Genomic DNA, 12,967 nt, shown 5'->3' on the forward strand with positions numbered 1-12,967 from the left:
AGGGAGAGGAGAGAAAAAGTTCGTTTAGCAAACAACGATTCTCTCCAACACGACACGTTTTGACACTTAAGCCATGGCAGCGACCATTTTTGCACGATGAGCAGCAATCGCTTTGCCAGTCAGTACAAAGCCATTCACTTTATTGGTGGTATCGACAAACTGCCAAATACTACCGTCTTCAACCGCTTCCTCGTGCCATACCCCTTCTACGCCTCTTGGTGCAGGTTGCACTAAGATTGGATAAGCAGGCGTTTTAATTTGCACAGGCATAACAGGGAAGTTCACCGCCTCAGGTTCACTCAATAGTGTCTTCGCCAATGAACGCGCTGCAATCGTAATTGGCATGACATACGGACGCCATTGACCATCAATTTCGGCACAATCACCCAGCGTATAGACGTTTTCAGCCACTTTCAAAAAGCTATCTGCCACAATGCCACGATTCACAGAAAGCCCCGCTTTTTCCGCAATGGCAGTGTTTGGCCGCAACCCAACGGCAGATAACACATGATCCGTACCGAGTGTCGTTCCATCATCTAACACGACATTCAACGCACTGCCCTCTTGATTAGCTGACACGACTTTCCGGCCTAGGCAAAATTTAACACCTTTCTCTACTAAAGCATCTTGTAGTGACCGACCAACCGCCGCGGGTAACAACGCTGCAATGGGTGTTTCAGCCAAATCGACAACCGTTACCTCAAAGCCACCAGTGGTTAAATCATTGGCGAATTCACAGCCAATTAATCCACCGCCCAAGAGGACAACTCTGTTTCCTTGGGTTAGTTGCTCACGGAAGATTGCATAATCATTTAAGCTATTGACCGATAAAATTTTATCGGCTGCATTACCTGCTATTGGCAAACGAACAGGAGATGCTCCTACCGCCAGCACCAGCTTACTGTAAGCAAAGACACCCGCACTCGTTACCACCTCTTGGGTTGATAAGTTGATATTTTCAACTGTTGTCTCTGCTTGTATGGCTAGCTGATGCTGTTCGGCCATTTTCGAAGCCATTGTATTGATGAGCTGCTCGGCAGTTTTATTTTGGGCAAATGCGTTAGATAGCATCGGCTTAGAGTAAAAATCTGCTTTATCTTGGCTAATCACCATAATCGGTACGGTTGTATCCAGTTTTCTGAGTTCTCTGGCAACACCAAATCCTGCTAGCCCTGCACCGATAATTACAATAGGTTTCATGATAGTTATCCTGTTCATTTACCACTTGGCGGATTAGCCGCCAAGCATGCTTAATTAGATTTCAACCATTTCGAAATCTTCTTTCGACACGCCACAGTCCGGACAGGACCAGTCATTAGGCACATCGTCCCATTTTGTACCTGCTGCGATGCCGTGATCTGGATCACCTGCTGCTTCGTCGTAGATGTAACCACAAACAATACATTGCCAAGTTTTCATTTGATTTCCCTTTATTGAAATGCTGTATTCGTTAATCTAAAAATGTGTTGTACGATCTAATTAGGCAGACTTTACTTTATCTAGCTGCGCTTGGTAATGATTGGCATGACGTTCTTCTACTTTTGCCAATGCAGCAAATCGTTTCGCCGCTTTTTCTAGTGTCGCTTTAAAGAACGCTGCGTGTTCTTGAGACTCTGCAATTTGCTCATCCATCTCGGTTACTGCAGCCGTATTACCTTCTGCCACTGCCGTTTCACGGAACTTTGGATACATTTCAGTGTATTCATAGGTTTCACCGGCAATCGCGATCTCTAAACATTTAGCCGGTGTTAAGGTCGATTTTGGATACAACAAGTCAAGATGGCCAAATGCATGCATCACTTCTTGATCTGCGGTTTCTTCAAATGCTTTCGCCGTTGCCTCATCGCCCATTTCACGAGCAATTTTTGCAAAATAACGATATTTAATATGCGCCATTGATTCACCAGCAAATGCCGCTTCCAAGTTTTCCAACGTTTTAATTTCTGGACGGTTAGCCATGATGCACTCCTTTGTTTAAGGTTGATCTGTTGCGTTAGGATGAGACCAGTATAGTGAAGAAAAATTCATATGTATAATTAATTGTTTTTAGACATCCAATACAAATTAACTATCAACATCGCAATAGTACTTATACATATCATAAAAATAAAGGATGATTTCCGCTTGTGCCATGACTTTTAGGCAAAGCTTACTTAAAATTACCTCTTTCGCCTGATATGACTAAGCAGAACTGCATGAGCACGACCAATTTAAAAGACTCGTCTATCCCACAACACACACCAATGATGCAGCAATACCATGCATTAAAGGCTGATCATCCTGATAAATTACTCTTTTATCGGATGGGGGATTTTTACGAGCTTTTTTACCAAGATGCAGAAAAAGCAGCAAAGTTGATGGACATCACACTCACCGCACGAGGTCAGAGTGCTGGAAAACCAATCCCTATGGCTGGCATTCCTTACCATGCGGCGGAGCAATATCTAGCCAGATTGGTAAAGTTAGGTGAGTCGATTGCGATTTGCGAGCAAGTAGGCGATCCTGCAACCAGCAAAGGCCCCGTCGAGAGAAAAGTTGTTCGCATTGTCACGCCAGGCACCTTAACAGATGCGGCCCTACTAGACGAAAAAACAGACAACGTACTTTTAGCGCTCATCCCACACAAGGGAAGACTTGGTATTGCTTGGATGGCTTTATCGGCAGGTAAGTTTGCGGTGTTAGAGTGCAAACCAGAGCACCTAATTTCTGAGCTAGAGCGCCTACGTCCGGCTGAAATTCTGATCCCAGAAGATTTAACTTTAGCAGTGTTCCAATCTATCTCCACGCCGCTAAAAAAACTGCCAGTTTGGCATTTTGATGTATCGGCAGCAGAACGTTTGCTGTGCAAACAATTTGGTACGCAAGATTTATCTGGCTTTGGGATTGAAGCACTACCACAAGGCATTTCTGCGGCAGGCGCACTATTACAATACGCAAGAAGCACACAAGGGGCGGAGTTACAGCATTTACAAGGCATCACCCTTGAGAGCCGCGGTCAGTATATTGAGCTAGATGCCGCCACCCGCCGCAACCTGGAATTAACAGAAACGATCCGTGGCGAAGCGGCACCAACACTCGCCTCTATTCTCGATACTTGTATTACCAGCATGGGCAGCCGCTTATTAAGACATTGGCTGCACCATCCATTGCGTCATCGAGAGTTACTCACTGCCAGACAAAATGCCGTCGCACAGCTTCAAAACGAGCAATTATTCGAATCCATTCGCTCCGCATTAAAACCGATTGTGGATATTGAGCGGATTGTTAGCCGGATTGGTTTAAGAAGCGCACGGCCAAGAGATTTATCTGGCCTAAGAGATAGTGTGAAGCAACTAAGCCAGTTACCAATTGATTTACTGGCACAACAAGGTGCTTTGTTGGCAAACCTTGCCCAGCAATTAACCCCACCAGTTGCCATTGCAGACTTACTATCGAATGCGATTTTGCCAGAACCATCAACGCTAATTCGCGATGGCGGCGTAATTAATCACGGCTACTCGGCCGACTTAGATGAGTTACGCGGCATTCAAACCAATTGCGATGAATTCCTACTAGCACTAGAACAACGCGAACGGGAACGCACGGGTATTTCTACCTTAAAAGTCGAATACAACCGAGTACATGGCTTTTATATTGAAGTGGGCAAAGTACACGCAGATAGCGTCCCAGAGGATTACCGCCGTCGACAGACCTTAAAAAATGCAGAGCGCTACATCACGCCAGAATTAAAAACCTTTGAAGACAAGGCTCTTTCTGCACAAGACAGAAGCCTAGCCTTAGAAAAGCAGTTATACGAAGGCGTGTTAGATCAACTTCAGCCATTCTTATCGAACCTTCTACACTTAGCACAAGCAGTAGCAGGGATTGATGTACTAAGCACATTTGCAGAACGCGCCATAGAAGGTAACTGGACGCAACCTACCTTTACTGAAGAACCGATTATTGATATTCAAGATGGGCGCCACCCGGTGGTAGAAGCGCAGGTAGAAGATTTTATTGCGAACCACGCGCAATTATCACCGCTAAAAAAATTGCTGCTGATTACCGGCCCGAACATGGGTGGTAAATCTACCTATATGCGTCAAACAGCATTAATAACCTTAATGGCGCACGTGGGTTCGTTTGTGCCGGCGAGCCAAGTCACGCTTGGCCCCATTGATCGTATTTTTACCCGGATTGGCGCATCAGATGACTTAGCGGGCGGCCGCTCTACCTTTATGGTAGAAATGACCGAAACCGCGAATATTCTCCACAATGCTTCTGAGCAAAGCTTGGTATTGATGGATGAGGTTGGTAGAGGAACATCTACGTTTGATGGCTTAGCATTAGCGTATGCCATTGTTAGGCAATTGGTAGAGAAAAATAAGAGCTACACCCTATTTGCTACCCACTACTTCGAATTAACTAGACTCTCGCAAGATTACCCGCAAATTGCCAATGTGCATTTGGATGCGGTGGAACATAAAGATACCGTGGTCTTTTTGCATGCAGTAAAAGATGGTCCGGCTAGCCAAAGTTATGGATTAGCCGTTGCCCAACTAGCAGGCGTGCCAAGCACAGTGATTCGCGTCGCTAGACGCCATTTACAGCAGTTAGAAGCCATGAGCATTGGGGCCGGCGGCCCGCAAGCAGATTTATTTGCGATGCAAGCGTTTGAAGAGATAGAAGAGCCTGCTAGCGAGGCAAGTGCGCTGCATACATTTGTTGAAGGGATAGACCCAGACTCACTTACACCAAGACAAGCACTGGATTTGATTTATGAAATAAAACAAGTATTGAAAAATGCTTAAGCGAAATCGTCTCGATTGACTTAGCGCAGATAGCCAATCAATCAAAACAGGTAGGCTTCAATATCATATTGAAAGCCTACCATTTGCAAGGGTAAATGATCCGAAATGAAAAAAACAGTCATACTGAATCATGCCCAGCAACTGATGCTTTCGGGGTTCGAAACCGCGCTTCCAAGTGTACTGAGCAGTGCGTCTGAGTCGCTATTTCTTGCAGCAGAAAAAGAAGGCAACCCGATTACATCTGGCCACTTTCTTGATGCCCGCGCCTTACTGACGCAACAACAATCTCCCTTTATGGAAGACTGTGCAATTGCCTTAAAAGCCCTTTCTCAAGGTTTTATCCTTTCTGCGTACGCCATTTTTACCCCGTCACGTCAAAGCAAAACAATCAAGGCGGATAAGCTCTCACTCATTGACACCAATAGTTTTGAAGAAGAGCTGTTGGTGGAAGACCTGACGAATATTATTGGGAATCAGGTACATACAGAACTGCGTGAAATGGATATTCGGATGGCCAACTTGTTCGATCAGCCAGACATTCTTCCGAGAGAAAATCCATTTAGACCATATGTTTTTGCACATGCCATTTTAACGGCAATCGAACCTTACAACCCACCAAGGGCAATCAAAGATCAGTTAGTTCTTCATTTGCTCAACCAGCTAATCCCTGCTGTTAGGCACATTTACGTAGAGATCAATGCATTTTTTGCGGCAGAAAATATTTCTGATGAAATGACGTTACGGATAAAAAAATCGATCGATACAGAGGATGCTTCTGCCAATCAGATGCGCGCCTCTGCACCAGTAGAATCAGAAACAGATCATCTACAATCAAACATCAGCCAACTAGGTGATGAGTTCGAGCAGATTTTATCTGCGATTAAGCAAGAGAAAGCCGCAACAGAGAACGTTGCTTCATTCTCTCCGACACTAAAAACCCAACCTCCTCGTACAAAAGCGAGATTTCATTTAGGGTCATTGGGTAAAGCATTTCAACAGTTTTTCCAAGGAGAGGCACCTGTTGCAACGGCCTCACCAAGCGATACCTCTCACTCGTCTATTCACCAACCGCTATTAGCCGAAATTCATCAGCAAATTCAAGTTGCAGGCGCCGCGGGTAAAGAGACGCAACCAAATGCGCTGTTAGACAATAAACTCGTTCAAGAACGGGGCAAACTTCGCCAACTAGCTTCCTCTGAGCATGAAAAAGTCACCATCGACCTAATCGCCATTTTATTTGAGCTAATTTTATCGGATCTAGACGTGCCGGCCGAGATACGAGCACAAATTGGACGATTACAATTTGTGGTACTCAAATTAGCGCTTAAAGATAGCGCATTACTGAATAACAAAAAGCACCCTGCTCGGCTATTGGTAAATCAGTTAGGTTCCGCCAGCCTCAAACTAAATGAAGTCGACCCAACCGGTGAAAAGCTGATTGAAGTGGTAAAAGGTATCATTAATCAGCTAGTGGAAGACAATGGAGAACACATTGAGAAATTTAGTGAGCAATTAGAAACACTCTCTTATTTTATTCAAACACAATTAGCCCTGAGCAATCATCTAGCAAAAGTTGAAGCACATTTAAATGAAGCGGCTGAGCGATCTAAACATTATGTTCAAATCCGAGCCAATCTATTAATCAACCACCCAATTGATCAATTAGAAAAAGTTGCTCAAGATTTTCTATTAAATACTTGGTCGAAAGTGCTGGAAGAAAATGCAAAGCACCCGCATCCAGAATCCAAGGAACTGATTGGTTTAACTTCCAACCTGATTTGGAGCCTAACGCCTAAGCGCACCACACAAGATCGCGCCATGCTGTTTAAACAAATTCCAACAATGAATGAATTGCTAAAAACTGGCTTAGGGTTAATTAACGAAGTTCATCAGCAACATGAGGCATTTTTTAAGTGGCTAGTCTCCACTCACATGAAATCACTCCGCCCAACGGAAGGGGCAACGCTGTCGGAAACGCCAGCTACTTCGATCACAGTGCCAAATGAAGCCAGCGATTTTCAATATCCGACGTCGGCCAAAAATACTCACTCAAGCATTGAAAATAGCTACTTTGTTCAAGTATTAAAGCGGATTGATACGACGATTGATGAACTCAAAGTGGAAGATGAGGGTGTCACAGACACGCCAATGTCTTTTACTGAAAAACAGAAAATAATCAAGCAGCTAACAACAGGGATGGCCATCCATATCCAACTTGGCAACAAGGCATGTACAGCCGTCTTAAGATGGGTTAACAAAGAAAGTAATCACTTTTTATTGATCTTAAAAGATCAACCCACACCACTGATGGTCGATACCGAAACGTTTATTAAACTAATCCAAAAAGAACGAATTCGATTTATTGATGAGACCCCCGTTTTTGAACGAGCGGTATTAGCCTTAACAAAAGCAGCTGCATAAATCAAAAAAATATATTCGATAAGAAAATAAAATCTCGATTAAAACAAAAAGTTAATCATTGTTGACAGAAATTTTAAGCAATATTGTCTATACTGCGCTTAACATGAATTTGCATCTTTTTCGCCTGCATTTTCAACACCGTTAGCTATTTTTACAGACATCAACATTGAAGCCATCATGATCGATAGAGACGAGCTTTTATCTCTTGCACAAAAAAAGTTCTTAGCTGAATTTCAAAAAGGCATCCCTGCTGCGCTAACCGCGACAGAAAGCGCGCTTTTTGAGTTAGCAGAGAACGCAACTAGTATTATTGAATCCGGCAAATGTTTTGATGCCCGCTCTATGCTAACCACACAACATAACGAGCTCATCAACACCCTATCCAAAACACTAGACTCACTCAGTAAACGCAGCTTACAAACTGCCTACAACTCTTTCCGGCCAAGCTTTAAAGGAAAAGGCTTACATGCGGCAGAGCTGACACTGATAGATGCAAATGCATTTGAAGAAGAATTATTAATTGATGGTTTAACCGCTCAAACCCGTGCCTATAGCTATGAAGCGCTAAATGAACTAAATGTCCGAATCGCGGTGTTATTTGATCAAGACGAAATTTTAGAGCGAGAAAACCCGTTCCGTCCTTTTTTGTTTACGAAATCACTCCTTAATGGGATTGACTCTCTCAATCCACCAGTAGAAGTGCATGAAACCCTCGTCATCAATCTACAGCGGCATTTATTTCCATTAGCGAAAGAAATTTATCAATCGTTAAATGATTTGCTTGAACGCAACGGCATTTCTGCACAAATGCAATTACGCATTCGGAAATCTGCAGATAGTACGAGCACAGCCCATGCTGACGAAGAAAACAACGACGAAGAGCTAGCAGAAGAAGCCACAGAAACCAAACGTACGCCTCCAGGCACTACCGTAAATACAAACACGGCGGCGAATCGAAAAGAGATTAGACCAACGCAACATGTATCTAGTATTCAAGGCATGCCGCTTTCCAATGTAAGCAATCTTTTTGATCAGTTAAGAACCAAAGCAGGCATTCCAAGCGGGGAAATAACAGAAGATACCGGTAGTTTCACGCCTCAAACAGAAGAGAAATCTCCCATCTCATTTGGTAAAGGCTTACAAAAAATCGGGCAAACGATCCGTAACTTTTTTAATGGCGCAGATGAGTTCTCTTCAGCATCCTTTGCCAGCCAACCGCAAAGAGAAGTTACACACGCTTTAATGGAAAGTATTTCTGCATCGGCAGAAGCACAGTACACGCAAGATCAACAATTTGATTTAGAAGTACACGATACCAAGGTTGTCCGTAATTTAATCATGGAGCAACGTGATCAATTGGCAGGTAAAACCCAAAATGCCAATGAGCGAATGATCATTGATATTGTGGCCATGTTGTTTGAATTTATTTTGTCAGATCAAGCTGTACCATCAGAAATCCGCGCGCAAATTGGTCGCTTACAGTTTGTTGTATTAAAAGTTGCGCTAAAAGACCCAAGCCTCTTTAACGAACGTAGCCACCCAGCAAGATTACTCGTCAACCAACTCGGTTCTGCGTCACTTGCTTTGCATGAAGTGGACCCATTAGGGGACAAGCTGATTAAAGAAGTGAAGTTAATCATTAATGATTTAATAGATGATCATGGTGAACACTTAACCTGTTTTGAAGAGCAATTAGCCCGCTTAGAAACCTTCATCCAGCAACAATTAGAAGGTGCAGAACAGTTTATTGATAAGGCCGAGAAGTATATTAATCAGGCGGAAGAAAGAACGATGCGATTTACCCGCATCAGTGCCATGATTAGCGCGTCTTTAGAGGGTATTCGCTTAGATAAATACCTAAATGAGTTTTTGGTTTATACCTGGGCAAGGGTGTTAGAAAAAGCCTCTTTTCATCAAGATCCTGAAGAACATGCATACAAAAACCTGATTTCGGAACTGATCTGGAGCATTGCGCCGAAGCAACACCAAAGTGACCGGAATGTTTTATTAAAAATGATTCCACGCTTAATTGGTGTCTTGAAAATTGGCCTTCAGCACACCACCTGGCCTGCAGATAAACGACAAGAATTACTCAATTGGTTAGTAGATGCACATACAAGAGCTCTTAGACCATCGACTGTCGTTGGTGTAAATATTCCTCCTTTAGAGTATTTTGTTAAGCGAATTAACACGGTACTTTTTGACCCTCTTTGGATGCAAACCCCAGGAGACGCATCTGAGGACGAGTTTAAAGAGTTCCCAAATGAAAACTTCTTCCACGAAGTGATTAACGAATTGGAAGGTTCATTAGAAACGTTCTCATGGGCGCTGGAAGATACGGTTGCAATCGATCCAACAGAAGCCTATGCTGATTCAGACTGGCTAACCGCAACTAGCACAGCGGGCATCACACCCAATATAGAAGTAATGAATCGACTAACAGCGGGAGTTGCCGTAACGTTGCAGCTTGGGTCTAGTCCAACTACCGCAGTGCTTCGCTGGGTCAGCAAAAAAGCAAAACATTTTGCGATGACCATTCAAGGCCAGAATAAACCGGTTATTCTGGGTGCGAAAGTGTTTTCACGTTTAGTAGATACTGGTCGAGTAAAGTTTATGGATGACAATCCACTTTTTGAGCGAGCAGTAAACGCCTTGATTCATACAGCGGATGGCATGGATTCCCATTCTGACTTAAGCCTCTCTTAGTCAACGCCCTTATTAGTCCAACGAGACCGTTCATGTCTGTGATACAGAAAACTAGTACCGCCATTGGGAAACTACATCGTTTAATTGGTATCACGTTTATTTTGCTGTCGATTGCAGCCATTTTCACGATCTTCAATGCAGGACAACTCAACCATCAAGAAAAATGGTTAGTCACCACCTTGGTGGTCGGTTGTTTAGCGATTAGTTACTTATTCACCATTTATCAAATCCGCCGCAAGGTGATTTTTCCGCTAGGCAATCTGCGTCGACTAACAGATGAACTGATTAGTTTTCATCTAAAAGATGAAAACCCGCCCCACCACCCCGATGCGTTAGTGCATTTGCACAATGCTTTTTTACAGCTATCCAACGCCTTAGAAAGTAGTCGCAGCCAAGTCGAACAACAAACTCAGTTACTGAAAAAGAGTTTAGATCAATGGCGAAGTGCAGAAAAAACATTAAATAAACTAGGTGGCAGGCTACAGTTAGCAACCCAAGCGACGGCGATGGGGATTTGGGACTGGTATCTAGAAGAAAATACGCATGAGTGGGATACCCAAACCTTTCAGTTTATTGGTATCCCAGATGGTTCCATTACCCCTTCACTACGGGAGTGGTTAAGGCGCGTTCACCCAGCAGATCTGCCAAAACTTCAAAATTTGATGGAGCAACTTTCATTTGGTCATCTACGCCAGTATAAGACGGATTACCGAATACTCTTGCCCGACAATAGCATTCGACAACTCGCCTTATTTGCGAAAACGACATTAGATGAAATGAAAAATGTGGTACGTATTACCACGGTGCAAATGGATATTACAGAGCAAAAACTCTCTGAAAAACGCATCATTTATTTGGCCACGCACGATCAACTCACCGGTCTTTATAGCCGTAGCGGCCTAAAAGAAATGATTAGCAAAACAATCCAATCGGCATTACATGATGATCAGTTTGCTATTTTGCATGTCGATTTAGACCGTTTCAAAAATGTAAATGATGCACTTGGACACGTAATTGGCGATGAGTTAATTCAACAAATTTCGGTGAAATTAAGTCGTTTACTTCGAAAAACAGATGCTATTGCCCGTTTTGCAGGTGATGAATTTGTGATTCTATTTACACCTATTAACCGAGGAGAAGAGATCGAGCATCTTTGTCGTCGTTTAATGGAAGTCATCACTTTCCCGCACACGGTACAAGAATCAGAAGTGTCGCTGACTGCGAGTATTGGCTATGCGGTTTATCCCGCCGATGGTGCAGATGCAGAGACATTAATTCGCCATGCAGATATCAGCATGCAAATTGCCAAAACAAATGGAGGAAATCTTGTTCAGCCATTTACCCATTCAATGGTGAAAGATGTTGAAAATCAACTAGATCTAGAGCAAAAACTTCGTCGTGCAATCGAACTAGAGCGGCTAGAGGTATTCTTCCAGCCTAAAGTAGATACATTGACACGCATCATCAATGGTGCAGAAGCATTGGTGCGGTGGCCGAAAGCCGAAGGCGGCTATATTAGCCCGGCTAACTTTATTCCGTTAGCGGAAGAACGTGGGTTGATTCAATCGTTAAATCTATTGGTATTGCACAAAACACTTCGCCACATGCAGCAGTGGCAAGCAGAAAAGCACACTTTAGTGCCTGTATCGGTGAATTTAAGCGCAGATCATTTCTCTGATCCAAGAACACCCAACAGTATTGAAGCAATTCTAAAGCAATTTGGAATCGCTCCTAAGTTCCTGCAACTTGAAATTACAGAAGGAATGTTGCTAAGACAATCTGATCAGATTGAGCGCAACCTTAAGCAAATTCGAGAACTGGGAGTTGAAGTCAGTATTGATGACTTTGGAACAGGCTATTCTTCCCTTTCCTATTTGCACCAATTTAAGGTCGATAATCTGAAGTTAGATCGATCTTTCATTGCCATGAGTGGTTATGAGCAAGGAGAAGTATCGCTAGTCCCAGCCATTATCAATATTGCCCACTCGCTTAATCTCTCCGTGACGGCAGAAGGCGTTGAAACCATTCAGCAATATGACTTCTTAAAACTCAATGGCTGCGATCAAATTCAGGGGTTTCTTTTTGCGAAACCCATGCCAGCAGAAGAATTTGCTGGCATGCTAGAAAAAGGAATGATCAACTTATAAGCAGTTGATTAAGCAGGGAATATCATACCAGCTAGTAGGTAGATACCTACCATGCTAGACACTGCAAACACAATTGCATCACCCAGGCTAGACAAACGATTGGTATCTGAGGTAAGTTGACGAATGTATTTCATGACACTCTCCGCGTTCAAGGAATATGCACTCATTATAGAACGTTCGTTCTATATGTAAATACACAATTTATCAAACACGTCCAAAAACATTCGCCTGTTGCAAGACTACTACAACTGTTTTTAAGTCGACCTCACTTTAAACCAACCGGTAATACTCATCCGATCTCGGCAAGCAGGCAAGACTTCATGCCAAAAACGTTCCGCCATAAAGATAACCGCACGCCCGGCAATCGGCATGATATCTCGTATTTCCGATTCGCCATTTGGGTCTAGATACAATCTTAACTCACCACCATCATCTGACGCCCAATCATCATTGAGATAAAAAACGACAGTCAGGACTCTACTGCGCTGACCACGAAATGCGTCTAGATGCTTTTTGTAAAGCGCGCCCTCGTTATAGATCGCAAAGTGGCCCTCAAACTCATTCAGCCCCATGAAAAACTGCTCATTCATCTGCTGCTTAATCTGATCTAACTGGGTGAAGTACGCCTTCTGCGATGCACTATCGGTTTCAGGTTCTAGCCACATTACTTCGTCAGAGCGAATACCCTCTTGCACAGTGAAATCGCCACCGCGGCCAATTCCCGCTACATGGAAACCACCCTCTCGATGTGCGGCCATACACTCTTTACGTAGTGTTTTAACGGAGTCCGCCGGTAAAAAATGATCGACAACGGCCCATCCGTCCTCTGCAATACGAGAGACTAACTCCTCCATGGCATTTGGCTTGGAAAAGTCGGTGATTTTCATAGTAGAAACCCTTTGT

General features: G+C 43.5%; 9 protein-coding genes. 4 read left to right on the top strand and 5 right to left on the bottom strand.

Features of this window, described 5'->3' with window-relative positions:
- Window positions 1-66 precede the first annotated feature (66 nt).
- Genes LIN78_RS06660 through LIN78_RS06670 form a run of 3 tightly spaced genes read right to left on the bottom strand, consistent with a single transcriptional unit; the run spans window position 67 to window position 1,959 of the window.
- Window positions 67-1,200 carry an FAD-dependent oxidoreductase gene (locus LIN78_RS06660; RefSeq protein WP_227179786.1) on the bottom strand — a complete coding sequence of 378 codons (1,134 nt, stop codon included), beginning with the start codon at window positions 1,198-1,200 and terminating at the stop codon, window positions 67-69.
- Window positions 1,201-1,254: 54 nt separating this feature from the next.
- A complete protein-coding gene (locus LIN78_RS06665) occupies window positions 1,255-1,419 on the bottom strand; it encodes a rubredoxin (RefSeq protein ID WP_227179788.1) in 165 nt (54 codons plus the stop codon).
- A gap of 60 nt (window positions 1,420-1,479) precedes the next feature.
- Window positions 1,480-1,959 carry a rubrerythrin family protein gene (locus LIN78_RS06670; protein WP_227179790.1) on the bottom strand — a complete coding sequence of 160 codons (480 nt, stop codon included), beginning with the start codon at window positions 1,957-1,959 and terminating at the stop codon, window positions 1,480-1,482.
- A gap of 236 nt (window positions 1,960-2,195) precedes the next feature.
- On the opposite strand from LIN78_RS06670, the gene mutS reads away from it, so the two are divergent.
- The 4 genes from mutS to LIN78_RS06690 all read left to right on the top strand — a co-directional run bounded on the left by mutS (window position 2,196) and on the right by LIN78_RS06690 (window position 12,064).
- Window positions 2,196-4,790, top strand: a complete 2,595-nt coding sequence (mutS, locus tag LIN78_RS06675) for a DNA mismatch repair protein MutS (protein WP_227179792.1) — start codon at window positions 2,196-2,198, stop codon at window positions 4,788-4,790.
- A gap of 105 nt (window positions 4,791-4,895) precedes the next feature.
- Entirely contained in the window at window positions 4,896-7,211 is a 2,316-nt protein-coding gene (locus LIN78_RS06680; RefSeq protein ID WP_227179794.1) for a DUF1631 family protein, read from the top strand.
- Window positions 7,212-7,388: 177 nt separating this feature from the next.
- The gene (locus LIN78_RS06685; protein ID WP_227179796.1) at window positions 7,389-9,917 is read left to right on the top strand and encodes a DUF1631 family protein; all 2,529 of its coding nucleotides are present in this window, start codon (window positions 7,389-7,391) and stop codon (window positions 9,915-9,917) included.
- 32 nt (window positions 9,918-9,949) lie between these two features.
- Window positions 9,950-12,064, top strand: a complete 2,115-nt coding sequence (locus LIN78_RS06690; RefSeq protein ID WP_227179798.1) for a putative bifunctional diguanylate cyclase/phosphodiesterase — start codon at window positions 9,950-9,952, stop codon at window positions 12,062-12,064.
- A gap of 8 nt (window positions 12,065-12,072) precedes the next feature.
- Here the strand turns inward: LIN78_RS06690 and LIN78_RS18165 are convergent, their stop codons facing one another.
- Complete coding sequence (locus LIN78_RS18165; protein WP_264474533.1) at window positions 12,073-12,198, bottom strand: hypothetical protein; 126 nt, start codon at window positions 12,196-12,198, stop codon at window positions 12,073-12,075.
- 120 nt (window positions 12,199-12,318) lie between these two features.
- Window positions 12,319-12,951: a 2OG-Fe(II) oxygenase gene (locus tag LIN78_RS06695; protein ID WP_227179801.1), complete on the bottom strand. Its 633-nt coding sequence runs from the start codon at window positions 12,949-12,951 to the stop codon at window positions 12,319-12,321.
- Between the last annotated feature and the right edge of the window lie 16 nt (window positions 12,952-12,967).

The organism is Leeia speluncae (genome assembly GCF_020564625.1).
Taxonomy (GTDB): Bacteria; Pseudomonadota; Gammaproteobacteria; order Burkholderiales; family Leeiaceae; genus Leeia; species Leeia speluncae.

Bases quoted from the DNA above. Each gene is read 5' to 3' on its own strand.
- LIN78_RS06680 (WP_227179794.1), top strand. From the start codon at position 4,896: ATGAAAAAAACAGTCATACTGAATCATGCCCAGCAACTGATGCTTTCG.
- LIN78_RS06685 (WP_227179796.1), top strand. From the start codon at position 7,389: ATGATCGATAGAGACGAGCTTTTATCTCTTGCACAAAAAAAGTTCTTA.
- LIN78_RS06660 (WP_227179786.1), bottom strand. From the start codon at position 1,200: ATGAAACCTATTGTAATTATCGGTGCAGGGCTAGCAGGATTTGGTGTT.
- LIN78_RS06665 (WP_227179788.1), bottom strand. From the start codon at position 1,419: ATGAAAACTTGGCAATGTATTGTTTGTGGTTACATCTACGACGAAGCA.
- LIN78_RS18165 (WP_264474533.1), bottom strand. From the start codon at position 12,198: ATGAAATACATTCGTCAACTTACCTCAGATACCAATCGTTTGTCTAGC.
- LIN78_RS06670 (WP_227179790.1), bottom strand. From the start codon at position 1,959: ATGGCTAACCGTCCAGAAATTAAAACGTTGGAAAACTTGGAAGCGGCA.
- LIN78_RS06695 (WP_227179801.1), bottom strand. From the start codon at position 12,951: ATGAAAATCACCGACTTTTCCAAGCCAAATGCCATGGAGGAGTTAGTC.
- mutS (WP_227179792.1), top strand. From the start codon at position 2,196: ATGAGCACGACCAATTTAAAAGACTCGTCTATCCCACAACACACACCA.
- LIN78_RS06690 (WP_227179798.1), top strand. From the start codon at position 9,950: ATGTCTGTGATACAGAAAACTAGTACCGCCATTGGGAAACTACATCGT.